General features: G+C 71.8%; 23 protein-coding genes. 15 read left to right on the forward strand and 8 right to left on the reverse strand.

Annotated elements, in window-relative coordinates; genetic code table 11:
• Positions 1-7 precede the first annotated feature (7 nt).
• Positions 8-688 (reverse strand): bifunctional DNA primase/polymerase, encoded by a 681-nt coding sequence (locus tag BLW86_RS18425; RefSeq protein WP_093875045.1) that lies wholly within the window; start codon positions 686-688, stop codon positions 8-10.
• 522 nt (positions 689-1210) lie between these two features.
• On the opposite strand from BLW86_RS18425, the gene BLW86_RS18430 reads away from it, so the two are divergent.
• Both BLW86_RS18430 and BLW86_RS18435 read left to right on the forward strand, forming a co-directional pair.
• Complete coding sequence (locus tag BLW86_RS18430; RefSeq protein WP_093875046.1) at positions 1211-2662, forward strand: PP2C family protein-serine/threonine phosphatase; 1452 nt, start codon at positions 1211-1213, stop codon at positions 2660-2662.
• Positions 2663-2839: 177 nt separating this feature from the next.
• On the forward strand, positions 2840-4306 hold the full coding sequence (locus BLW86_RS18435) for an aminopeptidase P family protein (protein ID WP_093875047.1): 1467 nt from the start codon (positions 2840-2842) through the stop codon (positions 4304-4306).
• Positions 4307-4422: 116 nt separating this feature from the next.
• Here the strand turns inward: BLW86_RS18435 and BLW86_RS18440 are convergent, their stop codons facing one another.
• A complete protein-coding gene (locus tag BLW86_RS18440; RefSeq protein ID WP_093875048.1) occupies positions 4423-4869 on the reverse strand; it encodes an ATP-binding protein in 447 nt (148 codons plus the stop codon).
• A 282-nt stretch (positions 4870-5151) separates the two neighbouring features.
• Between BLW86_RS18440 and BLW86_RS18445 the strand changes: the two genes are divergently transcribed.
• The 9 genes from BLW86_RS18445 to BLW86_RS18485 all read left to right on the forward strand — a co-directional run bounded on the left by BLW86_RS18445 (position 5152) and on the right by BLW86_RS18485 (position 14936).
• Complete coding sequence (locus tag BLW86_RS18445; RefSeq protein ID WP_093875049.1) at positions 5152-5934, forward strand: hypothetical protein; 783 nt, start codon at positions 5152-5154, stop codon at positions 5932-5934.
• A 156-nt stretch (positions 5935-6090) separates the two neighbouring features.
• Positions 6091-6837 carry a YcnI family copper-binding membrane protein gene (locus tag BLW86_RS18450; protein ID WP_093875050.1) on the forward strand — a complete coding sequence of 249 codons (747 nt, stop codon included), beginning with the start codon at positions 6091-6093 and terminating at the stop codon, positions 6835-6837.
• Positions 6838-6871: 34 nt separating this feature from the next.
• Positions 6872-7588 carry an SCO family protein gene (locus tag BLW86_RS18455; protein ID WP_177181690.1) on the forward strand — a complete coding sequence of 239 codons (717 nt, stop codon included), beginning with the start codon at positions 6872-6874 and terminating at the stop codon, positions 7586-7588.
• Positions 7585-8037, forward strand: coding sequence for a copper chaperone PCu(A)C (locus BLW86_RS18460; RefSeq protein ID WP_093875051.1), 453 nt, complete (start codon positions 7585-7587; stop codon positions 8035-8037). The genes BLW86_RS18455 and BLW86_RS18460 overlap by 4 nt, the downstream gene beginning before the upstream one ends.
• Before the next feature lie 24 nt (positions 8038-8061).
• A complete protein-coding gene (locus BLW86_RS18465; protein ID WP_093875052.1) occupies positions 8062-10086 on the forward strand; it encodes a copper resistance CopC/CopD family protein in 2025 nt (674 codons plus the stop codon).
• A 5-nt stretch (positions 10087-10091) separates the two neighbouring features.
• Complete coding sequence (gene efeB / locus BLW86_RS18470; protein WP_093875053.1) at positions 10092-11351, forward strand: iron uptake transporter deferrochelatase/peroxidase subunit; 1260 nt, start codon at positions 10092-10094, stop codon at positions 11349-11351.
• A 69-nt stretch (positions 11352-11420) separates the two neighbouring features.
• Positions 11421-12356 carry a prephenate dehydratase gene (pheA, locus tag BLW86_RS18475; protein WP_093875054.1) on the forward strand — a complete coding sequence of 312 codons (936 nt, stop codon included), beginning with the start codon at positions 11421-11423 and terminating at the stop codon, positions 12354-12356.
• Positions 12357-12843: 487 nt separating this feature from the next.
• A complete protein-coding gene (serS, locus tag BLW86_RS18480; RefSeq protein WP_093875055.1) occupies positions 12844-14133 on the forward strand; it encodes a serine--tRNA ligase in 1290 nt (429 codons plus the stop codon).
• Positions 14130-14936 (forward strand): HAD family hydrolase, encoded by an 807-nt coding sequence (locus tag BLW86_RS18485; RefSeq protein WP_093875056.1) that lies wholly within the window; start codon positions 14130-14132, stop codon positions 14934-14936. The genes serS and BLW86_RS18485 overlap by 4 nt, the downstream gene beginning before the upstream one ends.
• A gap of 131 nt (positions 14937-15067) precedes the next feature.
• Here BLW86_RS18485 and BLW86_RS18490 read toward each other — a convergent pair whose 3' ends face one another.
• On the reverse strand, positions 15068-15688 hold the full coding sequence (locus BLW86_RS18490; RefSeq protein ID WP_371129522.1) for a rhomboid-like protein: 621 nt from the start codon (positions 15686-15688) through the stop codon (positions 15068-15070).
• 89 nt (positions 15689-15777) lie between these two features.
• The gene (gene lpdA, locus BLW86_RS18495) at positions 15778-17181 is read right to left on the reverse strand and encodes a dihydrolipoyl dehydrogenase (protein ID WP_093875058.1); all 1404 of its coding nucleotides are present in this window, start codon (positions 17179-17181) and stop codon (positions 15778-15780) included.
• 135 nt (positions 17182-17316) lie between these two features.
• Between lpdA and BLW86_RS18500 the strand changes: the two genes are divergently transcribed.
• Entirely contained in the window at positions 17317-17997 is a 681-nt protein-coding gene (locus BLW86_RS18500; RefSeq protein WP_093875059.1) for a FadR/GntR family transcriptional regulator, read from the forward strand.
• Between the two features lie 89 nt (positions 17998-18086).
• Complete coding sequence (locus BLW86_RS18505; protein WP_371129523.1) at positions 18087-19394, forward strand: CynX/NimT family MFS transporter; 1308 nt, start codon at positions 18087-18089, stop codon at positions 19392-19394.
• A 7-nt stretch (positions 19395-19401) separates the two neighbouring features.
• On the opposite strand, the gene BLW86_RS18510 is transcribed toward BLW86_RS18505, so the two are convergent.
• Genes BLW86_RS18510 through BLW86_RS18525 form a run of 4 tightly spaced genes read right to left on the reverse strand, consistent with a single transcriptional unit; the run spans position 19402 to position 22891 of the window.
• Entirely contained in the window at positions 19402-20124 is a 723-nt protein-coding gene (locus tag BLW86_RS18510; RefSeq protein WP_093875061.1) for an ABC transporter permease, read from the reverse strand.
• A 15-nt stretch (positions 20125-20139) separates the two neighbouring features.
• The gene (locus BLW86_RS18515; protein ID WP_093875062.1) at positions 20140-21051 is read right to left on the reverse strand and encodes an ABC transporter ATP-binding protein; all 912 of its coding nucleotides are present in this window, start codon (positions 21049-21051) and stop codon (positions 20140-20142) included.
• Positions 21048-21938: an ABC transporter permease gene (locus tag BLW86_RS18520; protein ID WP_093875063.1), complete on the reverse strand. Its 891-nt coding sequence runs from the start codon at positions 21936-21938 to the stop codon at positions 21048-21050. The genes BLW86_RS18515 and BLW86_RS18520 overlap by 4 nt, the downstream gene beginning before the upstream one ends.
• The gene (locus BLW86_RS18525; RefSeq protein ID WP_093875064.1) at positions 21935-22891 is read right to left on the reverse strand and encodes an ABC transporter ATP-binding protein; all 957 of its coding nucleotides are present in this window, start codon (positions 22889-22891) and stop codon (positions 21935-21937) included. The genes BLW86_RS18520 and BLW86_RS18525 overlap by 4 nt, the downstream gene beginning before the upstream one ends.
• A gap of 250 nt (positions 22892-23141) precedes the next feature.
• On the opposite strand from BLW86_RS18525, the gene BLW86_RS18530 reads away from it, so the two are divergent.
• Complete coding sequence (locus BLW86_RS18530; protein WP_093875065.1) at positions 23142-23987, forward strand: M24 family metallopeptidase; 846 nt, start codon at positions 23142-23144, stop codon at positions 23985-23987.
• A complete protein-coding gene (locus BLW86_RS18535; protein ID WP_093875066.1) occupies positions 23987-25789 on the forward strand; it encodes an SDR family oxidoreductase in 1803 nt (600 codons plus the stop codon). The genes BLW86_RS18530 and BLW86_RS18535 overlap by 1 nt, the downstream gene beginning before the upstream one ends.
• Positions 25790-25895 lie beyond the last annotated feature (106 nt).

A 25895-nucleotide genomic window follows, 5' to 3' on the forward strand; every position in this document is an offset into this window, starting at 1 on the left:
TCCGAGCTCAGTACGCCAGTCTGCTCCCGCCGCCCGGCGTGCTCGTGCTCGCCTCGACCAGGGCGTCGACCACCGCCTCCACGTCCGGCAGCCACGGGCGGGCCGAGCCGGCGAGCGGTGCCCGCTCCCAGCGGACCTGCCCGGTCCCCGCCGCCGATGGCGGAAGGAGCAGGTAGCCGCCCTCGCCGTGGAACCGCAGCGAGCTGGGCACGCTGTCCTTCGCGTACAGCAGCTCCCCCAGCCGTTCGAGGCCGTACGGGGCGACGAGGATCGACCACCGGGTCGGGGTCGCCACCACCGGGCCGAGCCGCATGCCCGTCCCGTCGAGCGCGGCGAGGGCCCGTGCCCCCGCCACCGCCGGAAGGCTGACCGCGCAGGGCGCGGCGCCGCCGGTGGCGAGGACCACCGGGGTGTCCGGGCGCCGGGTCCACCACCAGCGGACCATGCGCTCGTCCGTGGTGGCCGCGAGCAGCCCGGGGTCGTAGGGGTGCGCGCCGGGCACCACGCAGTCGGGGTCGGGGCAGGAGCAGGCCACTCCCGTGGCCGTACGGGTCGTCGCTCTCAGGCCCGCGCCCGGCAGGACGGGCCAGTTCCACTCGGCCGCGAAGGTGACCGCGGCGTCGAGCCGGGCGGTCCTCTCCTTGCGCCGGAACCGGAGCCTGCGTCGCCTTCCGAGGATCTCGCGCATGAGCGCTCGTTCCTTTCCGTTGAACGCCGAATCCACATCACACCATGTGCAGATCTCTTCACCGTGCGTATCAGCGCGTGCCAGGTCGGCGGGGTGCCGGCCCCTTGAGCAGCGGGGCGGACCGGGCCGGTGCCGGGTGGATCCCGGGGGAGCCGGGTGGAGCCAGGTCAGAGCCGGAGCGGGTCAGAACACGTTCCCCGCCACTCGGTGACGGGTTGCGGCCTGCGGCGGGAAAGACGCCGGGGTTCCGCGTCACGTTCCGGGGCGGTGTCAACTGCCCCTGCCTGTCACCGATTACGTACCCAGCACGCTTGGAATGACGCGCTTTCAAACGACGCCAGTCGACCGCAAAAGGTGCACACCGGGGGCAATTTTCGGCCAACTTCTCGCGTACTTCAACCCTCTCGCGCGACCTCACGGACACCACAAGTCCCGTGGGGACAATGCTGGACATCGTTCCTCTTGTACGTGTACATGTGGATGCATCGAGCGGCTCAGATTGACATGGGGGTTTGCGATGCTATGGCGTCAAACGCACCGGTCGGAAAGCCGACTGCCATGAGCGCCCCACGCATGCCGAAAGTGGCCGGAATCGATTCCACGGCTCCCGGGCCCCCGCACACTACGCAACCCCTCCCCGGGGTGCCCGCGGCGGCGAGCCCCGCCGACGCGGCCCTCCCACCCGGTGCCCTGATCCAGGACCGGCTGGCCTCCTGGGTCTCCGACCTCACCACCCTCCACGAACTCACCGAGCGCCTCATCAAGACCGCCTCCCTCGACGAGGCCCTCCGCGAACTGCTCGGCGCCGGAGCCGCCCTCGTCGGCGCCCGCCGCGGCATGGCCGTCCTCGAACCGGCCGACGGCCGCGGCCCCACCAGCACCATCGGCCTCGGCCTCGCCCACGCCGACCTCGGCACCATCGAGACCGTCCCGCGCGGCGCCGGCAGCTACGGCCGCCTCCTCGACGGCCTCCCCGACCCCGGACGCCCCGAGCGCGTCCCCGACCCGATCGCCATCCGCGACGTCCGTACGGAGGAGGGCCTCGACCCCCGCCACCGCGAGGTCGCCGCCCGCCTCGGCTACGCCGCCAGCTACGCCCTGCCCCTCGCCACCGAGGAGGCAGGCCGGCTCGGCGCGGTCGTGTGGCTCTACGACGAGCCCGCCGAACCCACCGACCGGCAGCGCCACCTCATCGGGCTCTACGGCCGCTTCGCCACCGAGCACCTCGCCCGGCTCCTCCAGGTCGAGCGCGCCCGCGTCCAGGTCGCCACCATCGCCGAGGAGCTGCTCCCCAGCCGTCTCCCGCGCGTCCCCGGCGTCCAGCTCGCCGCCCGCCACCGCACCGGCCCGCTGGGCGGCGGCGACTGGTACGACGCGCTGCCGCTGCCCGACGGCGCCCTCGGTCTGGCCGTCGGCTCCGTCTCCGGCACCGGGCCCAGCGCGCTGGCCGCCATGGGCCGGCTGCGCGCCTCCCTCCGGGCGTACGCCGTGATGGAGGGCGAGGACCCCGTCGCCGTCCTCTCCGACCTGGAGCTGCTGCTCCGGATCACCGAGCCCGCCCGCTCGGCGACCGCCCTCTTCGCCTACGCCGAGCCCGCGCAGCGCCGGATCGTCCTCGCCGGCGCCGGTCACGCCCCGCCGCTGGTCCTCGGCGAGCGCCGCACCGAGTTCGTCGAGACCTCGCTGTCGGCCCCGCTCGGGATGCTCTCCTGCTGGGAGGCGCCGAGCGTGGAGCTGTCCCTCGCACCCGGAGAAACGGTGCTTCTCTACACGGACGGGCTGCTGCGGCGTACCGGCGACGCCATGGACCGGACCTTCGCCCGGATCCACGCGGCCGCCGCGAGCGTGCCGAGGGCGGACCGGGGCGACCCGGGCGCCGTCGCCGACCACGTCCTGCGGGCCCTGCTGCCCGAGGGCCTGGACCCGGCCGTGGACGGCGAGGACGTGGTCCTGCTCGCCGCCCGCTTCGAGTGAGCCGCTTCGACCGGTGCGTGCAAGCCGGGGCGTGCGAGCCGCTCCGTGCAAGCGGATACGTGCCGTACGTGTAAGCGGAACGTGACTCACCGGTAATAGGTCTTCCGGCCCTGGGACCCCTTCCGTACGACCGTACGATGGTGGAGGTTCAGTGTCGTACCAAAAGGAGGCAGACCCGTGGCCGAGGAGCTCACCCCGGAGACCCCGGAAGAGACCGAGACCGAAGAGCAGCCGATCAAGCAGCGCAAGAACGGGCTGTACGGGGGCGTGTCCGACGAGCTCGCCGAGAACATGCGGTCCGGCTGGGCCGACACCGAGCTGCACGACCTCGCGCCGATCGCGCAGGCCGACGAGACCGCCGCGCGCCGCGCCGCGCTCTCCGCCCGCTTCCCGGGTGAGCGCCTGGTGATCCCCGCCGGAAACCTGAAGACCCGGTCGAACGACACCGAGTACGCCTTCCGCGCCTCCACCGAGTACGCGTACCTCACCGGCGACCAGACCCAGGACGGCGTCCTCGTCCTGGAGCCGGTGAAGGACGGCCACGAGGCCACGGTCTACCTGCTGCCGCGCTCGAACCGCGAGAACGGCGAGTTCTGGCTCGACGGCCAGGGCGAGCTGTGGGTCGGCCGCCGCCACTCCCTCACCGAGGCCGAGCGGCTCCTCGGCATCCCGGCCAAGGACGTCCGCGAGCTCGCCGACGCCCTCAAGGAGGCCACCGGCCCCGTCCGCGCCGTCCGCGGCCACGACGCCGGCATCGAGGCCGCGCTGACCGACAAGGTCACCGCCGAGCGCGACGAAGAGCTGCGCGTCCACCTCTCCGAGGCCCGCCTCATCAAGGACTCCTTCGAGATCGCCGAGCTGGAGAAGGCCTGCGCCTCCACCGCCCGCGGCTTCGAGGACGTCGTCAAGGTCCTCGACAAGGCCGAGGCCACCAGCGAGCGCTACATCGAGGGCACGTTCTTCCTGCGCGCCCGCGTCGAGGGCAACGACATCGGCTACGGCTCCATCTGCGCCGCCGGCCCGCACGCCACCACCCTGCACTGGGTCCGCAACGACGGCGACGTCCGCTCCGGCGACCTGCTGCTGCTCGACGCCGGCGTCGAGACGAACGAGCTCTACACCGCCGACATCACCCGCACCCTGCCGATCAACGGCCGGTACACCGAGATCCAGCGCAAGATCTACGACGCCGTGTACGAGGCGCAGGAGGCCGGCATCGCCGCGGTGAAGCCCGGCGCCGCCTACCGCGACTTCCACGACGCCGCCCAGCGCGTCCTCGCCGAGAAGCTCGTCGAGTGGGGCCTCGTCGAGGGCCCGGTCGACCGCGTCCTGGAGCTCGGCCTCCAGCGCCGCTGGACCCTGCACGGCACCGGCCACATGCTCGGCATGGACGTCCACGACTGCGCCGCCGCGCGCACCGAGATGTACGTGGACACCACCCTCGAGCCGGGCATGTGCCTGACCGTCGAGCCCGGTCTGTACTTCCAGGCCGACGACCTGACCGTGCCGGAGGAGTACCGCGGCATCGGCGTCCGGATCGAGGACGACATCCTCGTCACGGAGGACGGCAACCGGAACCTCTCGGACGCGCTGCCGCGCCGCGCCGACGAGGTCGAGGCGTGGATGGCCGCGCTGAAGGGCTGAACTCCGCGTACGTTGGAACCGAAGGGCCCCCGTCGACCGACCGGCGGGGGTCCTTCCCCGTACCTCACGCCCTTACGTCACGCCCGTGTCTCACGCCCTTACGTCACGACCTTGCGTCACGCCATGAGGAGCGACGGGCTGTCCCGCCACTTCAGGATCTTGTCGAAGCTGACCACGGCGCCGCCGCGGCCCGAGCGGTTGCCGAACTGCACGTGATCGGCCAGCTCCTCGATCAGGCGCATCCCCCGGCCGTGCTCGGCCTCGTCCGACGGGACGGCCGGCGCCTCGGCGCCGGGGAAGCCCGGGCCCGAGTCCGCCACCTCGATGCGGCACGTCTCGCCGTCCAGATACGCCGTCACCCGGTACGCCCCGCCCGGCTCCCGTGCGCCGGCTCCGCCGCCGTGCTCGACGGCGTTGGCACACGCCTCGGTCAGCGCGACCGACAACTCGTACGACACGTCGGGATCGACACCCGCCGTCTCCATCGTGCCCAGCAGAAGCCTTCGCGCGAGCGGCACGCTCGCGGCCTCGCGCCGCAGATGGAGTGACCACCAGATGCTCATGCTCCAGCCTCCCGGCAGCGGCTCGACATACCGATACGTATTGCCGGAGCGGACGCTCCGTAAGCCCCCGGAGGCGTCAAGAGCGCTCGTTCGGCGGATGCACCGGGCGGGGGCGCCGGTGTATGTCACCTCCGTGCGTCGCCCGGAGGCCTCTTGTCCGCCGCCCCGACGGGCGGGCGTCCGAGCACGGCGGTCGGGGTATCTCATCGCGAAGGCGCCCAAGAACGACCTTCCGGACCTGCCTCATGGCGGTGGCGCGCGTGGTGCGATGATGGGGCCGCCATGACTGCCCCCGCGCTCGCTCCACGGCTGCTGAGGGCCGCGGTGTTCACCGCGGTCTGCGTCGTGCTGTCCGCGCTGGGACACGCCCTCGCCGCCTGCGAGGGCATCGCCCTGTGGACCCTCGTCGCCGGATTCCTCGGCGTCTTCGGCGTCACCGTCCTCTTCGCCGGCCGCGCGCGCTCCCTCGGCTTCGTCGTCGGCGCCCTCGCCGGCGGGCAGCTCGGCCTGCACGTCCTCTTCGGGCTCGGCCGGCGGCAGCTCGCCCTGAGCGAGCAGGCCGACGACGCCCTCGTCCGGATGGCCGCCCGGCTGGTCTGCGGGGCGGGCACCGCCTCCCTCAGCCCCGCCGACGCCACCCGGATCATCACCGACGCCGGGCTCGACCCGGCCGACGCGCACGCCCACATGGGGCACCTGGCCGCCGGGGCGACCACGCCCGCCAGCGAGCTGCTGCCCGGCCTGCCCATGCTCCTCGGCCACCTCCTGGCCGCCCTGGCCACGGGCTGGCTGCTGCGCCGGGGCGACCACGCCCTCGGCCGGCTCGTGGAGCTCTCCGAGCAGGGCGCGACGGAACTCGCCGAGTGCGCCCTCGTGCGCTCCCTGCGGGCCGCGCTCCGTCTCGTACGGGCCCTGCTCGCCGGACTGCCGTCGGCGACGCGCACGGGACCGCGGCGGATCCTCCGGGCCCCCTCCGACTCCTCGCCGCCGCCGGTGGCCGAGGCGCTTCAGCACACGGTGATCAGGCGCGGCCCCCCGGCCGCCGACTGCGTCCTCGCAGCCTGACACGGACCGCTCCACGTGAGCGGGCCGTGCACGTCCGCACGCCTCCTGTCCCCAGGTCCGGGACTGCTTCCCCGGGCGCGCCGGACTTCCCGCCTGTCTCCGATCTTTCGAGTCCTTCGAGGCTTTCGAGTCCTTCGAGCTGGAGTGTCTTCTGCCATGAACGTTTCCCGCACCTTCCTCGCCGGCGGCATCGCCCTCTCCTCCGTGGTCCTGCTGTCCGGCACCGCCTTCGCGCACGTCAGCGTGCAGCCGCAGGGCGAGGCGGCCAAGGGCGGCTACGCGACCGTCAACGTCAAGGTCCCGAACGAGCGCGACAACGCCTCCACCGTGAAGGTCGAGATCAACTTCCCGCTCGACCACCCGCTGGCCTCCGTCATGCCGCAGCCCCTCCCCGGCTGGAAGGCCGAGGTCACCAAGAGCAAGCTCGCCAAGCCGCTGGAGCTGCACGGCAAGAAGATCAACGAGGTCGTCTCCAAGGTCACCTGGACCGCCGACGGCTCGAAGATCGGCCCCGGCCAGTTCCAGCAGTTCCCGCTCTCCCTCGGCCGACTGCCGGAGGACACCGACGAGCTGGTCCTCAAGGCGATCCAGACGTACGACAACAAGGAGGTCGTGCGCTGGATCGAGGAGCAGAAGGAGGGCGCGGAGGAGCCGGAGAACCCGGCCCCCGTCCTGAAGCTCTCCGCCGCCTCCGCCGACCACCACGGCGGCGCCGCTCCGTCCGCCTCCGCCGAGACGGACGAGAAGGCCGGTCACGACGACAAGACGGCCGACCACGAGGAGACCGCCGCCGCGTCCTCCGCCACCGACACCACGGCCCGCGTCCTCGGCGTCATCGGCATCCTCGTCGGTGTCGCGGGCGTCGCCTTCGGCGTCCTCGCCGGCCGCCGCCGCTCGGCCTGACGGCCGCGTCCTCACCCGATCCGGAAGAAGCACCATGTCTGAAGAGAAGACGCCCGGGGCGGCCACGGCCCGTCCCGGGCGGCGCACGCCGCTGGTCATCGCGGCCGTCGCGATCGTCGCCGCGCTCGGCATCACCGCCGCCGTCGGCCTCGGCGACGACGACAAGCCCTCGGGCTCCGGCTCGGCGGTCGCCGAGATCTCCGGCGGCACCGACTCCACCAAGGCCGCCACCGTCCTCGACCGGCCGTTCACCAAGCCCGCGCTCGTCCTCACCGACACCAAGGGCCAGAAGTACGACCTGCGGGAGCGGACCAAGGGCAAGCCGACGCTCATCTACTTCGGCTACACGCACTGCCCCGACGTCTGCCCCCTGACGATGAGCAACATCGCCATCGCCAAGAAGAAGCTCCCCAAGGCCGACCAGGACAAGCTCCAGGTCGTCTTCGTCACCACCGACCCCGAGCGGGACACCTCCGCCGAGCTCGCCAAGTGGCTGCCCGCCGCCGGCGACCCCTCCTTCACCGGCCTCACCGGCGACTTCTCCGCCATCCAGGCGGGGGCCCGGCAGATCGGCATCGGCATCGACCCGCCGACGAAGGACAAGGACGGCAACGTCGTCTCCATGCACGGAGCCCAGGTGATCGCCTTCTCGCCCACCACCGACCAGGGCTACGTCCTGTACGGCGAGGACGCGAGCGTCGACGACTACGCCAAGGACCTGCCGAAGATCATCAAGGGGGAGAACCCGTGACCCGCCGCACCACCGCCCTGTCCGCCGCCGTGGCGCTCGCCGCCGCGCTCGCGCTGACCGGGTGCTCGTCCTCCGAGAGCAAGCCCGACCTGGAGGTCAGCGGCGCGTTCATGCCCCAGCCGGTGATGGACATGGCCGGCGGCTTCCTCACGATCAAGAACGACGGCGACACGGCGGACAAGCTGACCTCCGTCACCAGCCCGCTCTCGGACGACGTCACGATCCACGAGACGAAGGACCAGAAGATGCGGGAGGTGAAGTCCTTCGACATCCCCGCGAACGGCGAGCTGAAGCTCGAACGCGGCGGCAGCCACATCATGTTCATGGAGCTGAAGTCGAAGCCCAAGCAGGGCGACAAGGTCAGCATCGAGCTGCACTTCGAGAAGTCCGCCCCCATCAAGGTCGACCTTCCCGTCGAAGCACCCAACCACGACCCGCAGCAGCACTGAGCTCGTTGACGGAGTGACACAGAGATGACAACCACCGCCCCGCGCCTCGGCAACGCCCTGGCCCGGCTGCTGATCCTCGCGGCCGCGCTGCTCGGCACGCTGCTCGCCGGCGCCGCCCCCGCCTCCGCGCACGCGGCGCTCACCGGCAGCGACCCGAAGGACGGGGCGGTGGTCGCCATCGCCCCCAAAGAGGTCAACCTGACCTTCTCCGAACAGGTCGCCATGAGCCCGGACTCCATCCGGGTCCTCGATCCGGCGGGCCGACGGGCCGACACCGGCGAGATACGCGATCTGTGCAGCGGCTCCGTCGTCCGGTACGGGGTGGGACTCCGCGCCGGACTGCCCGACGGCACGTACACCGTGGCCTGGCAGGCCGTCTCGGCCGACAGCCACCCCGTCGCCGGTGCCTTCACCTTCTCCATCGGAGCCCCCTCCACGACCTCCGTCGCCCTGTCCGACCAGGCGCCCGGCGGCGGCCTCGTCGGCGCCCTCTACGGCATCGCCCGCTACCTCGCGTACGCCGGATTCGCCGTCCTCGTCGGCGGCGGCGCCTTCGTCCTGGCCTGCTGGCCGCGCGGCGCGAGCGTCCGCCCCGTCCAGCAGACCGTGGTCCGGGGCTGGCTGACCCTCACCGGCGCCACCCTGGCGATGCTGCTCCTGCGCCATCCGTACACCGGCTCCGGGAACCTCTCCGACGCCTTCGACCTGGCCGGCCTGAGGACCGTCCTGGAGACGAAGACCGGCGCCGCCCTCACCTCCCGGCTGCTGCTCCTCGGCGCTGCCGCGCTGTTCGTGGCCGTCCTCTTCGGCGCCTACGCCCGCCGCACCGACCCGAAGGAGAAGAAGGACCTCTCCTTCGGACTCGCCCTCGGCGGCACCGTCGTCGCCGCCGGCATCGCCGGGACCTGGGCCCTGGCCGAGCACGCCTCGACCGGTATCCAGCCGGGCGTCGCCATGCCCGTCGACATCCTGCACCTCCTCGCCGTCGCCGCCTGGCTCGGCGGCCTCACCGTGCTCCTCGTGGCCCTCTACCGGGCGCCGTCCGTCGAACGCTCCGCCGTCGAGCGCTTCTCCAAGGTGGCCTTCGGCTCCGTGGCCGTCCTCGCGGCCACCGGGCTCTACCAGTCCTGGCGCCAGGTCGGCTCCTGGTCCGCACTGACCGGGACCCGGTACGGCCAGCTGCTCCTGGTCAAGATCGGCCTCATGGCGGTCCTCATCGGCATCGCCTGGATCTCCCGCCGCTGGACCCAGCGCCTGGCGGAACCGGCACCAGGGGGAGCGGACGAGACGCCGGGCGCGGACCCGGAAACCGAGGCGCCGGAAGCCGAGACCCTGGAAGCCGAGGAGCCGGGCGACGGGTCCGTGGCCACGGAGGAGCCCGAGGCCGACGGAGCCGAGGCCGACCGCTCCGAGGACGACGGCTCCGAGGAGTCTGCTCCGTCCTCGGACGAAGCCGCCGGATCAGTCGACCCCGCGCGGGCCGCGCAGCTCGCCCGGCAGCGGGCCGCCGTCGCCACCGCCCGGCGGAAGCGGGAGCGGGACGCCGACCCCGAGCGGACCGGTCTGCGCCGCTCGGTGCTGACCGAGGCCGCCGTCGCCGTCGTCCTCCTCGCCGTGACCACCGTCCTCACCTCGACCGAGCCCGGTCGCACCGAGGAGGAGGCCGGGCGGGCCACCAGCGCCTCCGGCCCGGCCGCCGTGCCCGACCGGCCCGTCGACATCCGGCTGCCCTTCGACACCGGCGGCGTCGACGGCAAGGGCGTCGTCCGTCTCAGCCTCGACCCCGGCCGCACCGGTGCCAACGCGCTCCACATCTTCGTCGAGCGCCCCAGCGGCAAGCCGCTGGACGTCCCCGAGATCAAGGTCGCCCTCACCCTGGAGGCGAAGGACGTGGGCCCGCTGCCCGTCGCCCCCGACCGGATCCAGACCGGGCACTGGAGCGCGAGCGGCGTCCAGATCCCGATGCCGGGCGACTGGAAGATCCAGGTGACCGTCCGTACCTCCGAAATCGACCAGACCACCATCGACAAGAACGTGAAGATCGGCTGAGCCTCGTGACCGAAAGCGACAACCTCGATCTCTCCCGGCGGCGCCTGCTCGGCGCCGTCGGCGCGGCGGGCGCGGCCGGCCTCGTCGCCGGCGCGGCCGGCGGAGCCGGGATCTCCGCGGCCCTGTCCGACGACACCACCGGAGCCGGCGGCGCCCCGGCCCTGACCACCGTCGGCTCGACCGCGGTGATGTTTCACGGGAAACATCAGGCGGGCATCACCACCCCTCTCCAGTCCCGTGGCCACCTGGTCGCCTTCGACCTCGCCCCGGGCGCCGGCCGCAAGGAGGCCGCCGCCCTGCTGCGCCGCTGGTCGGCCACGGCGAAGGTGCTGATGGCGGGCAAGGCCCCGGCCGAGGACACCGGGGTCGCGCTCGACACGGGCCCGTCCTCCCTCACGGTCACCTTCGGCTTCGGCCGGACCTTCTTCGACCGCACCGGGCTCACCTCGCGCCGCCCCGCCGAGCTGGATCCGCTGCCCGCCTTCTCCGCCGACGCCCTGGACCCCCGGCGCTCGGAGGGCGATCTGTGGGTGCAGATCGGCGCCGACGACGCGCTCGTCGCCTTCCACGCGCTGCGCGCCGTCCAGAAGGACGCGGGGGACGCGGCCCGGGTGCGCTGGCAGATGAACGGCTTCAACCGCTCGGCCGGTGCCACCGCGAAGCCGATGACCGCCCGCAACCTGATGGGGCAGGTCGACGGCACGGGCAATCCGAAGCCCACCGACCCGGACTTCGACCGGCGGATCTTCGTCCCGGCCGGGTCGGGCGGCGCGCCGGAGTGGATGGCCGGCGGCTCGTACGCGGTGGTGCGACGGATCCGGATGCTCCTCGACGACTGGGAGAAGCTGCCGCTGGACCGGCAGGAGAAGGTGATCGGGCGCCGGAAGTCCGACGGGGCCCCGCTCACCGGCGGCTCCGAGACCACCGAGCTCGATCTGGACAAGCTCGGGCCGGACGGGAAGCTCGTCATCCCCGGCAACGCCCACTCCCGGATCTCCGCCCCCGAACAGAACGGCGGGGCGGCGATGCTGCGCAGGCCGTTCTCCTTCCACGACGGGATCGGCCCGGACGGAACGCCGGACGCGGGACTCCTCTTCGTCTGCTGGCAGGCGGACCCCCTCAGGGGCTTCGTCCCGGTGCAGCGCAAGCTCGACCGGGGCGACGCGCTGTCCGCGTTCATCCGCCACGAGGCGAGCGGGCTCTTCGCGGTCCCGGGCGGTCCCGCCGAGGGCGAGTACGTGGGCCAGCGCCTCCTGGAGGCCTGACCGTCCCGGCCGGAGGGACGCCCCGTCGGCGCGGCGGCTCTCTCCGGCGGCGACCATTAGGGTGACGGTATGTCCGCCACCCGGTACACCTATCTCGGCCCCGAAGGCACCTTCACCGAGGCGGCGCTGCGCACGCTGCCCGAGGCCGCGACGCGGGAGCTCGTCCCCATGGTCTCGGTCCCGGCCGCCCTCGACGCCGTGCGGAACGGGGAGGCCGCCGCCGCGCTCGTCCCGATCGAGAACTCGGTCGAGGGCGGGGTGACCGCGACGCTGGACGAGCTGGCCTCCGGCGAGCCGCTGATGATCTACCGCGAGGTGCTCCTCCCGATCGCCTTCGCGCTGCTCGTCCGGCCCGGGACCAAGCTCTCCGAGGTCAAGACGGTCACGGGCCACCCGGTGGCCCAGCCGCAGGTCCGGAACTGGCTGCGGGCCCATCTGCCCGAGGCGGTGTGGGAGTCGGCGGCCTCCAACGCGGACGGCGCCCGGCTGGTGCAGGAGGGCCGGTTCGACGCCGCCTTCGCGGGGGAGTTCGCGGCGGCGACGTACGGCCTCCAGGCGCTGGTCACGGAGATCCACGACGCGGAGAACGCCGAGACGCGGTTCGTGCTCGTGGGTCGGCCGGCCCGGCCGGCGGCTCCGACGGGCGCGGACAAGACCTCGGTGGTGCTGTGGCTGGGTGACGATCATCCGGGTGCCCTCCTCGAACTGCTCCAGGAGTTCGCGGTGCGCGGGGTGAACCTGATGCTGATCCAGTCCCGGCCCACGGGAGCGGGGATCGGGAACTACTGCTTCGCCGTGGACGCCGAGGGTCATGTCTCGGACCGGCGGGTGGGCGAGGCGCTGATGGGCCTCAAGCGGATCTGCCCCAAGGTGCGGTTCCTCGGCTCGTACCCCCGGGCGGGTGTCTCGGTGGAGGACGTGTCGGCGCTGCGGCGCGGGACTTCGGACGTGGAGTTCATGGAGGCCTCCGACTGGCTGGCGAGGGCCCAGGACGGTCGGGCCTGATCCGATGGTGGACGAACTCCCGCGACGGCGTGAACGGTCGTCCACAGGTACGAACCACTAGTCCTACCTGCATACTTTTCAGTTACCCACAGAGGTTATCCACAGGCCCCCTCTCAGGCCTGGGGACAAGTCGACACCCCATCGAGACAAGGTCGACAAATCACCCTGCCCACTCCCCACCCATCCGTGCGCCATCCACAGCGCCTCCCCGGCTCCCCCGTCAGCAGGCCTCTGCCGACCCACTCGTTGGAGCGATCAATTCCCACCCAAATGAGTGTGTGGAGGGTGTTTGATCACGGAATTCCCAGGCACCATGAGGGAAATCCCTGGGGTCTTCTCCGTAGTCCACAGATTTTCCGCACAGCCTGTGGATAAGTGAATGGGCGACTCCGTCCACCGACATTTCCACGGGTCTCAATTCGGGCGAATCAACACGCGCCCCCTTATCCGGTGGGGGCACGCGAACGCGCACCGGTAGCCTGGTGGGGTGATTGACCTTCGCCTGCTCCGTGAGGACCCCGACCGTGTTCGCGCCTCCCAGCGCGCCCGTGGAGAGGACGTCGCGCTCGTCGACGCCCTGCTCTCCGCCGATGAGCGGCGCAGGTCGTCCGGCGTCCGCTTCGACGAGCTCCGATCCGAGCAGAAGGCGCTCGGCAAGCTGATCCCCAAGGCCACCCCGGAGGAGCGCGCCGAGCTCCTGCAGAAGGCCGAGCAGCTCAAGACCGACGTCAAGGCCGCCGAGGCCGAGCAGAACGAGGCCGACGAGACGGCCAGGCAGCTTCTGCTCCAGCTGGGGAACATCGTCCACACGGACGTCCCGGTCGGCGGCGAGGAGGACTTCGTCGTCCTCGAGACGCACGGCACCATCCGCGACTTCGCGGCCGAGGGCTTCGAGCCCAGGGACCACCTGGAGCTCGGCGAGGCGCTCGGCGCCATCGACGTCGAGCGGGGCGCCAAGGTCTCCGGCTCGCGCTTCTACTACCTGACCGGCGTCGGCGCCCTCCTGGAGCTCGCCCTGGTCAACGCGGCGATCGCCCAGGCCACCGAGGCCGGCTTCATCCCCATGCTGACCCCGGCGCTGGTCCGTCCGCGCGCCATGGAGGGCACCGGCTTCCTCGGCCAGGCCGCGGAGAACGTGTACCACCTGGAGAAGGACGACTACTACCTCGTCGGCACGTCCGAGGTGCCCCTCGCCGCGTACCACATGGACGAGATCATCGAGGCCGACAAGCTGCCGCTGCGGTACGCGGGCTTCTCGCCCTGCTTCCGCCGCGAGGCCGGCACGTACGGCAAGGACACCCGGGGCATCTTCCGCGTCCACCAGTTCGACAAGGTCGAGATGTTCTCGTACGTCGCTCCGGAGGACGCCGAGGCCGAGCACAAGCGGCTCCTGGAGTGGGAGAAGCAGTGGCTGACCTCGCTGGAGCTGCCGTTCCAGGTCATCGACGTCGCCACCGGTGACCTCGGCGCCTCCGCCTCCCGCAAGTTCGACTGCGAGGCGTGGATCCCGACGCAGGGCAAGTACCGCGAGCTGACCTCCGCCTCGAACTGCGACAGCTTCCAGGCCCGCCGCCTCTCCGTCCGCATGCGCGACGACAAGGACGGCAAGAAGGTCGTGCAGCCGCTGGCCACCCTGAACGGCACGCTGTGCGCCGTACCGCGCACGATCGTGGCGATCCTCGAGAACCACCAGCTGGCCGACGGTTCCGTGCGGGTGCCCGAGGTGCTCCGTCCGTACCTCGGCGGCCGCGAGGTCCTGGAGCCGATCGCCAAGTGAGCTCCTTCCCCTACCGCCTGGTCGCGACGGACCTCGACGGCACGCTACTGCGGTCCGACGAGTCCGTCTCGGACCGCACTCGGGACGCGCTCGCCGCGGCGACGGCGGCGGGTGCCGCGCACATCGTGGTCACCGGCCGGGCGGTGCCCTGGACCCGGCACATCCTGGACGACCTCGGCTACCAGGGGATCGCGGTGTGCGGGCAGGGCGCGCAGGTCTACCACGCCGGTGAGCACCGGCTGCTGACCTCGCTGACCCTCGACCGGCAGCTCGCGGGGCTCGCGCTCTCCAAGATCGAGGCGGAGGTGGGCCCGCTGGCGCTGGCCGCCAGCCGCGACGGTCTGGAGGGCGAGGTCCTGATGGGCCCCGGCTACCGGGCCCATGAGGGACCGCTGCCGTACGTGTCGTACGAGGACCCGGCGGAGCTGTGGGCGGCGCCGCTGACCAAGCTGTACGTCCAGCATCCGACGCTGACCGACGACGAGCTGACCCGGGCCGCGCGGGAGACGGTCGGCGGGCTCGTCGACGTCGTCATGGCGGGCCCGGGCATCGTGGAGATCCTCCCGCTCGGCCTCAGCAAGGCGACCGGCCTGTCGCTCGCGGCGCGCCGGCTCGGTGTGAAGGCCGCGGAGACGATCGCCTTCGGCGACATGCCGAACGACATCCCGATGTTCGGCTGGGCGGCGCACGGCGTGGCCATGGGCAACGCGCACGAGGAGCTGCGGGCGGTGGCGGACGAGGTGACGGCCTCGAACGAGGAGGACGGCATCGCGCTCGTCCTGGAGCGCCTGCTGGCGGCCTGAACCGGCGATACCCGGACGAAGGCCCGCTCCCCTCGGGGAGCGGGCCTTCGTGGGTCGCGGCCCGCGCGGATTGGGGTCCGCGCGCTCGAAGCGGCCGCACCCGGGGAATCCCCCGTGTCCCCCGCGTGCAACTAGTGTGCGTCGGGAGGCCGTTCGACGGCGACCGGTTTTCCGCCGGTCGGCGCTCCGCGGGTCAACGGGTGGCAGGCCAGGCCGATCGCCAGTGAGATCGCGTGACCGAGGTCGGTGTACGTGCGGTCGGCGGCGAGCGGCACGAGGAAGAACGCGGTCACCGCGGCGAGGTAGAGCAGGCGCCAGGGGTACGGCAGCCGGTAGGTCAGGATCCCGGCCGAGGCGGCGAGACCGTAGCTGACTCCGATGTCGACGACGTGCGCCATGCTGCGCGGCACGTCGTGCAGCTGGATGGCCGCCAGGACCACCTGCTGGCTGATGAGCGTGGCCGCGATGTGGGCGGTGGTGACGGTGAGGAGCCACTTCGGGGTGCCGAGCCAGCGTTCCACGGGGGCGTGGAAGACCTCGAAGAGCACCGCGTACAGCAGGAAGTCCGCCGGGTTCTCGATCCAGAACCCACTGCCCAGCAGGGCCCGCATCGGGTGGTGCGCGAGCTGGTGGAGATTGCTGCTGTTGCGGTGGAGGAGATAGGTCTCCAGCGCGGCGGGGGAGAGCGCGATGACGAGGCTGGTGATCGCGATGACCGCCAGCCACACATGCGTACCGGGTGACGAACGCACCCACGACCTGATCGGCCGGGACGGTTCGCCACCCGGGGAGGTTTCGCTCGGCACCTTTCAGTGCCTATCACCCGAACCTGGGAGAAACCTCAGAAATTGATCATGTGTCCGGCAATACCGTGGATCGCTTCCTTCACGGCCTCGCCCAGCGTCGGGTGGGCGTGCACGTTCCGGGCGACCTCGTGGACCGTGAGGTCCCACTGCTGGGCCAGCGTCAGCTCGGGCAGCAGCTCGGTGACGTCGGGGCCGATCAGGTGGGCGCCGATGATCTCGCCGTACTTCGCGTCGGCGACGATCTTCACGAAGCCGGTCGAGTCGCCGAGGCCGTGCGCCTTGCCGTTCGCCATGAAGGGGAACTTGGCGACCTTGACGTCGTAGCCCTTCTCGCGGGCCTGCGCCTCGGTGTAGCCGAAGCTGGCGATCTGCGGCTGGCAGTAGGTCGCGCGCGGGATCATCACGTAGTCGAGTTCCATAGTCTCGGCGTCCGCGATGGTCTCGGCGGCGATGACGCCCATGGCCTCGGCGGTGTGCGCGAGCATCAGCTTCGCGGTCACGTCGCCGATGGCGTAGATGTGCGGCACGGAGGTGCGGGAGCGGCCGTCGACGTCGATCGCGCCGCGCTCGGTGAGGGCGACGCCGGTGTTCTCCAGGCCGTAGCCGGAGACGTTCGGCGCGAAGCCGATGGCCTGCAGGACCTTGTCGGCCTCCAGGACCTTCTGCGTGCCATCCTTGGCGGTGACGGTGACGCGGACCTGCGGGCCGGACTCGTCGATGGCGTCGACCCGGGTGGAGGTGAGGACGTCGATGCCGAGCTTGCGGTACTGCTTCGCGAGCTCCTTGGACACCTCCTCGTCCTCCAGCGGGGCCATCCGGTCGAGGAACTCGACGATCGTGACCTTGGTGCCGTAGTTGTTCAGCACGTACGCGAACTCGATGCCGATCGCGCCGGCGCCGGCGATGACGATCGACTTCGGGGCGTCCTCGGCGAGGATCTGCTGCTCGTACGACACGACGCGGTCGCTGAGGGCGGTGCCGGGCAGCAGACGCGGGGTGGCGCCGGTGGCGATGATGCAGTTGTCGAAGGTGATCGTCTGCGTGGTGCCGTCGGCCTTGGCCACCTGGAGGGTGTTCGCGTCGAGGAAGGTGCCCCGGCCGTCGAACTCGGTGATGCCGTTCTTCTTCATCAGGAAGTGGACGCCCTTGACGCGGCCGTCCGCGACCGTGCGGCTGCGGCGGAAGGCCTCGCCGTAGTCGAAGGAGACGCTGCCGTCGACCTTGATGCCGAAGGTCTTGGCCTCGTGGTTGAAGATGTGGGCGAGCTCGGCGTTGCGCAGCAGCGCCTTGGTGGGGATGCAGCCGACGTTCAGACAGACACCGCCCCAGTACTTCTCCTCGACGACCGCGACCCGCTTGCCCAGCTGGGCGGCGCGGATGGCGGCGACGTAGCCGCCGGGGCCAGCTCCGAGTACGACGACGTCGAAGCGGTCTGACATGACTGACTCCCGAGGGTGATGAGGGTGTTCGGCACACGTACGAGGCCACAGTAGTCCGGTCGCTGCGGCCTGGCCGGGGAGGCGAGGGAGCTCACTTGTAGGATGACTGGGCAACCGGGCGAATAGAGGATTTCGATGGCACTCAGGGCGGCGGGGCGGACCTCGCTGGTGGACTCCGTGGTGGAACAGCTGCGCACACAGCTCGCCGACGGGGAGTGGGCGGTCGGCGACCGCATCCCGACCGAGCACGAGCTCGCGCAGCAGCTCGGCGTCGGCCGCAACACCGTCCGCGAGGCGATCCGGGTCCTCGTCCACGCGGGCCTCCTGGAGTCCCGCCAGGGCAACGGCACCTTCGTCAGGTCGACCGCCGACCCGTCCGCCGTGCTGCGCGGCGTCCGGCACGCGGGCGCGGCCGACGTCCTCGAACTCCGGGTCGCCCTGGAGGCCGAGGCCGCCCGGCTCGCGGCCACCCGGCGCGACACCCACGACCTGCTGCGGCTGCGGGCCGCCCTGACCGGTCTGCGCGAGGAGGGCGACCGGGACGCGGACGCGGACCTCGCCTTCCACCTCGCGATCGTCGGCGCGACCCACAACGCGGCCTTCGTCGAGGTGTACCGCTTCTTCTCCGCGCAGGTGCACGAGGTCCTGGTGGAGGCCCTCGGCGACCGGGAGATGCCCCCGGTCGACATCGACGCCCACGAGGCCCTGGTCGCGGCCGTCGAGGCCGGCGACCCGGAGACGGCGGAGCGGCAGGCCCGCGAACTGCTGCGGGTCCCGATGGAGACGGTCGCGGCACTGACGGAGCAGGACCAGTGAACTCCAGGACGCGCACGGGTACGGGGAGGGCTACGGGTACGGGTACGGGGAGGGCTACGGGTCCGGGGAGGACTACGGATACGGGCCCGGTGACGTCGCGTACGGGCTCGGGAACCGATCCGGGCTCCGGGGCGCGTACGGAAGCGGAGGCCCGCGTGCTCGTCGACGCCGAGGCCGGGGTCCGGCCGTCGGCCGAGGGGACGGCGGCCCGGCGCGCCCTGCTCGCCCACCCTGCGCTGCTCCTGGTCGGCATCGTGCTGGCCTCGCTCAACATGCGGGTCGCGCTGGCGAGCGTGGCGCCGCTGGTCGGCGAGATATCCGCCGCCTTCGGGCTCTCGTCGACCGCGAGCTCGCTCGTGACCTCCGTTCCGGTGCTCTTCCTCGGCCTGGGCGCCCTGGTGGCGCCGTGGCTCGGCCGCCGGTTCGGCGCCGAACGCGTGCTGTTCGCGGCGCTCCTGCTGCTCGGCGTCGGCATCCTCGCGCGCGTACTGCCGTCCGTGTACGCGCTGTACGGCGGCGGGATCCTCGTCGGCACCGCGATCGCCCTGCTCAACGTGCTGATGCCGGGCCTGATCAAGCGTGACTTCCCGGACCGGGCCGCCTCGATGACCTCGGTCTACACGGGCGCGATGATCGCCGGTGCCACCGTCGCCGCGGCTGCCGCGGTCCCGCTGGAGAAGGCCCTGGGCGGCGGCTGGGAGGCCTCCCTGGGCTTCTGGTCGCTGCTCGCCGCGGTCGCGGCCCTCGCCTGGCTTCCGCAGGTGCTGATCGCCCGGGGCCGCACGGGGCACGAGGTACGGGCCGTCCCGGCCGGTGGCGCCCGCCCGGTGAGCGTCTGGCGCTCGGCGCTCGCCTGGCAGGTCACCCTCTTCATGGGGCTGCAGTCGCTGTGGTCGTACGTGCTGATCGCCTGGATGCCGACGATCTTCACCGACCACGGAATGAGCCGCTCCACGGCCGGCGTGATCTTCGCCTTCAACAACCTGATCCAGGTCGCCGGCGCCTTCGTGGTGCCGCTGCTCGCCGGCCGGATGCGCAGCCAGCGCCCGCTGGTCGTGCTGGTCACGACGCTGGTCGCGGCCGGTTACGCCGGACTCATGGTGGCGCCCGTGGAGGGCGCCTGGCTCTGGTCGGCGGTCCTCGGCGTCGGCCAGGGCGGTGCCGTCGGCCTCGCCCTGACCCTGATCGTGCTGCGCTCCGGGGACGCGGTGACCGCGGCCGGGCTGTCCGGCATGGCCCAGACGGTCGGCTATCTGCTGGCCGCCGCCGGGCCGCTGGCGGCCGGCGCCCTCCACCAGGCCACCGGCTCCTGGACCCTGCCGATCTGCGTGGTCCTCGGCGTCTGCGCGGCGGCCGCGGGCGTCGGACTGCTCGCCGCCCGGGACCGTACGGTCTGAGCGCCTCCTACTCCTCGCCGGCCAGGGTCAGCTTGCGCAGCTTCTGGCTGGCGAACCAGGTCGCCACGACCGTGACCGCCACCAGGAGCGTCACCGCGGTCGTGAGGCCGACCTCGGAGGTGACCAGGCCGCTGTCGCCGGTGACCTTCTGCGCGAGGGCCAGCGCCCACTGCTGGACGCTCAGGGTCCGGGCACCCGCGATCAGGGAGCCGAAGAGGGCCTCCCACACCAGGGCGTACACCAGGCCGATGACCACGGCGTGCCTGCTGACCGTGCCGAGCAGCAGGAACAGGGCGCTGTAGGCGATGGAGGCGACGAGCGCCGCCACCGTGTACGCGACGGCCACCTGCTGGCCGTTGCCGTTGAGGATGAAGCCGGCGATCAGCGTCGGGACGGCGGAGAAGACCATCGTCACCGCGATCGCCACGATCAGCTTCGTGAAGATGATCGTGGGCCGCTTCACCGGCTTGGACAGCAGATAGACGATCGAGCCGTCGTCGATCTCGGGCCCGATCGCGCCCGTCCCGGCGATCACACCGATCAGCGGCACCATCGTGGCCAGAGCGAAGCCGCCGAGGACGTCGGCAGCGGCCTGGTCGTCCGCACCGCTGAGGACGCGAATCGCCGCCGAGATGAGCAGCAGCAGGCCGGGGAGGAGGAAGAGGATCAGCGCCCTGCGGCGGCCGAGGAGGGCCCGGTAGGTGAGCCGGGCGACTGTGGGGTTGTACATCGGATCAGGCTCCTATCAGGCCGCGACGAGGTACGAGAAGACCGATTCGAGGGACTCGTCGGAGGGCGAGACCGTCAACAGACGGATCCCGCGCTCCTTCGCGACCTTCGGCAGCAGCTCCGTGAACCGTCCGAAGTCCACCGCCTGCACGCGCAGTCCGCCCTCCGCGTGGTCGACCTCGATGCCGGCCGTCGACGGGTCGGCGATCAGCGCCGCGGCGAGGGCCCGGTCGTCGCTGGAGCGGACGAGGTAGCGGTGGGGCCGGTCCGTCATCAGCCGGCGGATCTTGCGGAAGTCACCGGAGGCCGCGTGCCGTCCGGCGACGATCACCTCGATGTGGGAGGCGAGCTGCTCGACCTCCTCCAGGATGTGCGAGGAGAAGAGCACCGTGCGCCCGTCCGCGCCCATCCGCCGCAGCAGGTCCATCAACTGCATGCGCTGGCGCGGGTCCATGCCGTTGAACGGCTCGTCGAGCAGCAGCACGGACGGCTCGTGGACGAGGGCCGAGGCCATCTTCACGCGCTGCCGCATGCCCTTGCTGTACGTGGAGATCTTGCGGTCCTGGGCGTACTCCATCTCGACGGTGGCCAGCGCCCGCTGTGCCTCCTTGGCGCCGAGGCCCTGCAACTCCGCGTTGGCCAGGACGAACTCGCGGCCGGAGAGGAAGTCGTACATCGCCTCCCGCTCGGGCACGACGCCGATCTCGCGGTAGACCGACTCGTTCCCCCAGATCGTCCGACCGTCGAGGGTGACGCCGCCGGTGGAGGGGTCGAGGAAGCCGCCCATCATGTTGATCAGGGTGGACTTCCCGGCACCGTTCGGACCGAGGAGGCCGGTGACGCCCGGTCCCACCGTCATCGTGACGTCGTTCACGGCCACGACGTTTCCGAACCAGCGGGACACGTGGTCGATGTGGAGGGTTGTCACAGCCCGACCTTTCGGTAGCGGCGCATCAGGGTGCCGTACGAGCCGGCGATCAGCGCGAGGACGACCAGCAGATAGACCACGCCGACCCCGGCGCCCGGGCCTCCGAGCTCGGGGAACATGGGCGGTGCGCCCAGGAAGGCGGTCTGCACGCCGTCGATGAGGGTGATCGGCGAGAACAGGCCGAGCCACTCGATGGCGCCCGTGTTCTCCGTGGCGTAGGCGATGCCCATGAGCGTCGAGACCGCGCCGTACGAGATGGTCAGGACGCCGATCACGGCGGCGACGCCGAAGCCGCGGCGCGGGGTGAGGGCCGCCATGACGAGGCCGATGCCGCCGAAGAGCAGCGACAGCAGCGCCACGGAGACGAGCCCCTGGCCGAACATCTTGGTCTGCTCGACGAAGTCCATCTTGGCGAGCATCGAGCCGATCCACATGATCAGCAGCGGGACGGACGTGAGGACGAAGAGCGCCGACGCCATCGCGCCGTACTTGGCGAGGACGTAGTCCGTGCGCTCGATCGGGCGGGAGAAGTACAGCGGCACGGTCCTGAACCTGAGGTCGCGGGAGACCGACTGCGGGGCCTGCGAGGCCAGGTAGATGCCGATGACGACCTGGAGGAAGATCGCGTACTGCGTGTACTCGATCGACAGCTTGGACTGCTTGGTGAAGACCGCGATCGCGACGAAGATCAGCGCAGGGACGCACATCACGCCGAAGAGCAGCATCGGCAGCACCTTGGACTTGGCGCTGCGGCCCAGGCCGTACGCGCCGCGCAGGGACTGCGAGAACAGCGACCTGCGCGCGTACGCCCGGCCGAGGCGCGGGCCGTCGTAGGACCGGTAGCCGATGTTGTGGATCTGGGTGGTCTCGGGGGCCTGGGAGCTCATCGAGCCGGCACCTCCTCCTGGTCCGTCGCCTTGAAGACCTCGGCGATGTGGTGGCGGCGCTGCTCCATGCGGACGAGGCCGAGGCCGAGGCCGGCGACGGTGTCCCGCACGAGGTCGTACGTCTCCTCGCCGGCCGCCTCCAGGAGCAGGATGTGGCCGGCGCCCGGCAGGCCGTCCTCCACGCCCGCGTGGATCGTCACGCCGGCGGCGGTGAGGGCCGCCCGGAGCGCCGTGGTGCCGTCGGGGCAGGCGTCGGAGTCGGTGACCTCGACCGCCAGCGTCGTGGTGGTCCGGGTGAAGTCGCTGGTGGAGCTGGAGCGCAGCAGCCGGCCGCCGTCGATGACGACGACGTGGTCGCAGGTGCGCTCCAGCTCGCCCAGCAGGTGGGAGGTGACGAGGACGGAGATGCCGAAGTCGGTCCAGATCCTGCGGATCAGTCCGAGCATCTCGTCCCGGCCGACCGGGTCGAGGCCGTTGGTCGGCTCGTCGAGGAGGACCAGCTTGGGGTCGTGGACGAGGGCCTGGGCCAGCTTCACCCGCTGCTTCATGCCCGTCGAGTAGCCGCCTATCGGGCGGTAGCGCTCCTCGTACAGGCCGACGTGGCGCAGGGTGTCGGCGGTCCGCTCCCGGGCGGCGGTCGCGGGCAGCCCGGACATCCGCGCCATGTGGACGACGAACTCGGTGGCCGAGACGTCCGGCGGAAGGCAGTCGTGCTCGGGCATGTACCCGACGCGCTCACGGATCTCGGGGCCGTGGGTCCGGACGTCGAGGCCCAGGACCTCCGCGGTGCCCTCCGTGGCGGGGGAGAGTCCGAGCAGGATCTTGATCATCGTGGACTTGCCGGCTCCGTTGGCACCCACCAGTCCGGTCACACCGGGCCCGATGTCCAGGGAGAGCCGGTCGAGAGCGGTCACCCGGGGGAACCGCTTGCTGAGGCTTTCGGTGGCGATCACAGTCACGCTTCGACGGTAGTGGCGTGCGCCACAGCAGTCGTCAGACCAACGGCTCGATCCTTCTCCCACTTCAGGAGTACAAGCCCGTAGGGGCGTCGCGACGAAAGTCTTTTTCCCCAGGCCGTCGGCCGGTCTTTTCCACAGGCCGTCGTCCGACCCCTTGACGCAGCCGCCGGGCATTGTCACATTCATCGGTGTCAAGTTACGAACGCGTAGCGCATCCGGGCGCTCACACGGGACGGCGGGTGGCATGGCCTCAGCAGTGACAGGCGAACTCTCCGCGGAGCTGCGGGGGTTCAGGGAAGTACAGCGGCTCTCCTACGAGTGCGCGGAAGCCGTCGCGGCCCAGCTCAAGCCGGGCGTGACCGAGCGCGAGGCCGCCCGGATGCAGCGGGAGTGGCTCCACGAGCGGGGCGTGCGGGACTGGTTCCACCGGCCCTTCGCCTGGTTCGGCGACCGCACGGCCTTCGTGGACTTCAGGATCCCCCTGCAGTTCTTCCCCACGAACCGGCGCCTGGAGGCGGGGATGCCGTTCATCCTCGACATGGCGCCGGTCTACAAGGGGTACACGGCCGACATCGGCTACAGCGGCTGCCTGGGCCTCGACCCCCTGCACGACAAGTTGCTCGCCGACCTGGAGGCCCACCGCGAGCTGATCCTGCGCGAGGTGCGCGAGCGCCGCACGCTGCGCGAGATATACGAGGACGTGGACCGGCTCATGGTCCGCCAGGGGTACGCGAACCGGCACCGGGCCTACCCCTTCGGCGTCATCGCCCACAAGATCGACCGGGTGAAGGAGCGCCGCTGGGCGCCGACGCTCTTCGGCTTCGGCACCCAGTCGCTCAAGGGGCTCGCGAGCGACGCCCTGCACGGCCACCGGGACGGCTGGTCCCCGCTCTGGTCGCCGTACAAGTTCTCCGACCACCCGCCCATGCCCGGGCTGTGGGCGGTCGAGCCGCACCTCGGATTCCGGGGGACGGGCGCGAAGTTCGAGGAGATCCTGGTCGTCACCGACTCCCGGGACCCCGAGCAGAGTGCTTTCTGGCTGGACGACGATCTGCCGCACGTGCGGCGCTGGAACGAGGGGGCGGTCTGATGGCGGGGCTGAACGGGGCGCGGGAGCGCTGGGTCCGGACGGGCGGGATCGAGCTGTGCGTCGCCGAGCTCGGCGGCACGGACCGGCCGACCGTCCTGCTCGTGCACGGGTACCCGGACTCCAAGGAGGTGTGGTCGGAGGTCGCGGTCCGGCTGGCCGAGGAGTTCCACGTGGTGCTGTACGACGTCCGGGGCCACGGCCGGTCGACGGCGCCGGTCCCGCTGCGCGGCGGCTTCACGCTGGAGAAGCTGACGGACGACTTCCTCGCGGTCGCCGACGCCGTCAGCCCGGACCGGCCGGTCCACCTCGTCGGCCACGACTGGGGCTCGGTGCAGTCCTGGGAGTTCGCCACCGTCTCGCGCACGGAGGGCCGGATCGCCTCCTTCACCTCGATGTCGGGGCCCTCGCTCGACCACTTCGGGCACTGGATCAAGCAGCGGATGACCCGGCCCACCCCGCGCCGGGTCGGCCAGCTCCTCGGCCAGGGCGCCAAGTCCTGGTACGTGTACATGCTGCACACGCCCGTGCTGCCGGAGCTCGCCTGGCGCGGCCCGCTCGGCAAGCGCTGGCCGAAGGTCCTGGAGCGGCTGGAGAAGGTCCCCGCCGGCGACTACCCGACGTCCTCCCTGCCGAACGACGCGGCGCACGGCGCCTGGCTCTACCGGGACAACGTCCGGGCCCGCCTCGGCAGGCCGCGCCCCGACGCGTACGCGCACGCGCCCGTGCAGCTGATCACTCCGACCGGGGACGCGTTCCTCTCCGAGCGGCTCTACGACGACCTGGGCACCTGGGTGCCGGACCTGACCCGGCGCACTTTGCCGGCCAAGCACTGGGTGCCGCGCACCCGGCCGGACCAGCTGTCCGCCTGGATCGCCGAGTTCGTCCGGGCCAACGAGGACGCGGCGACCAGGGCGCCCGGTCTTCGGCGGCCCGTCGCGTCGACGGCGGGGAAGAGCGGCGTGAAGCCGGAGTACGCGGAGCGGTTCGGCGGCCAGCTCGTCCTGGTCACGGGTGCGGCCAGCGGCATCGGCCGGGCCACCGCCTTCGCGTTCGCGGAGGCCGGTGCCCGGGTGGTGGCCGTGGACCGGGACGCCGAGGGGGCGGCCCGGACGGCCGAGATGGCACGCCTGATCGGTGCCCCGGAGGCCTGGGGCGAGACGGTCGACGTCGCCGACGAGCAGGCGATGGAGAAGCTGGCCGCGAAGGTGGCGGCCGAGTACGGCGTCGTCGACGTCCTGGTCAACAACGCGGGCATCGGGCTCACCGGTTCCTTCTTCGAGACCTCGGGCGAGGAGTGGAAGCGGGTCCTGGACGTCAACCTGTGGGGCGTCATCCACGGCTGCCGCTTCTTCGGCGCGCAGATGACCGCGCGCGGTCAGGGCGGCCACATCGTCAACACCGCCTCGGCGGCGGCCTTCCAGCCCTCCCGGGCGCTGCCCGCGTACAGCACGTCGAAGGCGGCGGTGCTGATGCTCAGCGAGTGCCTGCGCGCCGAACTGGCCGACCAGGGCATCGGGGTGTCCGCGATATGCCCCGGCATCGTCAACACCAACATCACGGCGACCGCGCGGTTCGCCGGGGTCACGGACGCGGCGGAGGAGAAGCGGCGGCAGCAGAAGGCCTCCCGGCTGTACGGCCTGCGGAACTATCCGCCGGAGAAGGTCGCGGACGCGATCCTGGGGGCGGTCCTGCACGACCGGGCCGTCGTCCCGGTGACCCCCGAGGCCCGGGGCGCCCACTTCCTGTCCCGGCTCAGCCCGGGAGCCCTGCGGGCCCTGGCCCGCTGGCAGCCGCCGGCGTGACCGACGGGGCCGGACCTGGGCCGGTGGTCACGCCGGCGTGACCGGAAGATCCTGGTCCGGGCCGGTGGCGGCCGTCGGCGGGACCGGCAGGGCCTGCTCCGGGCCG

This window comes from Streptomyces sp. TLI_105 (genome assembly GCF_900105415.1).
Lineage (GTDB): Bacteria > Actinomycetota > Actinomycetes > Streptomycetales > Streptomycetaceae > Streptomyces.

Bases quoted from the DNA above. Each gene is read 5' to 3' on its own strand.
- BLW86_RS18425 (WP_093875045.1), bottom strand. From the start codon at position 688: ATGCGCGAGATCCTCGGAAGGCGACGCAGGCTCCGGTTCCGGCGCAAG.
- BLW86_RS18430 (WP_093875046.1), top strand. From the start codon at position 1,211: ATGGCGTCAAACGCACCGGTCGGAAAGCCGACTGCCATGAGCGCCCCA.
- BLW86_RS18440 (WP_093875048.1), bottom strand. From the start codon at position 4,869: ATGAGCATCTGGTGGTCACTCCATCTGCGGCGCGAGGCCGCGAGCGTG.
- BLW86_RS18445 (WP_093875049.1), top strand. From the start codon at position 5,152: ATGACTGCCCCCGCGCTCGCTCCACGGCTGCTGAGGGCCGCGGTGTTC.
- BLW86_RS18450 (WP_093875050.1), top strand. From the start codon at position 6,091: ATGAACGTTTCCCGCACCTTCCTCGCCGGCGGCATCGCCCTCTCCTCC.
- BLW86_RS18455 (WP_177181690.1), top strand. From the start codon at position 6,872: ATGTCTGAAGAGAAGACGCCCGGGGCGGCCACGGCCCGTCCCGGGCGG.
- BLW86_RS18465 (WP_093875052.1), top strand. From the start codon at position 8,062: ATGACAACCACCGCCCCGCGCCTCGGCAACGCCCTGGCCCGGCTGCTG.
- pheA (WP_093875054.1), top strand. From the start codon at position 11,421: ATGTCCGCCACCCGGTACACCTATCTCGGCCCCGAAGGCACCTTCACC.
- lpdA (WP_093875058.1), bottom strand. From the start codon at position 17,181: ATGTCAGACCGCTTCGACGTCGTCGTACTCGGAGCTGGCCCCGGCGGC.
- BLW86_RS18500 (WP_093875059.1), top strand. From the start codon at position 17,317: ATGGCACTCAGGGCGGCGGGGCGGACCTCGCTGGTGGACTCCGTGGTG.
- BLW86_RS18510 (WP_093875061.1), bottom strand. From the start codon at position 20,124: ATGTACAACCCCACAGTCGCCCGGCTCACCTACCGGGCCCTCCTCGGC.
- BLW86_RS18520 (WP_093875063.1), bottom strand. From the start codon at position 21,938: ATGAGCTCCCAGGCCCCCGAGACCACCCAGATCCACAACATCGGCTAC.
- BLW86_RS18530 (WP_093875065.1), top strand. From the start codon at position 23,142: ATGGCCTCAGCAGTGACAGGCGAACTCTCCGCGGAGCTGCGGGGGTTC.
- BLW86_RS18535 (WP_093875066.1), top strand. From the start codon at position 23,987: ATGGCGGGGCTGAACGGGGCGCGGGAGCGCTGGGTCCGGACGGGCGGG.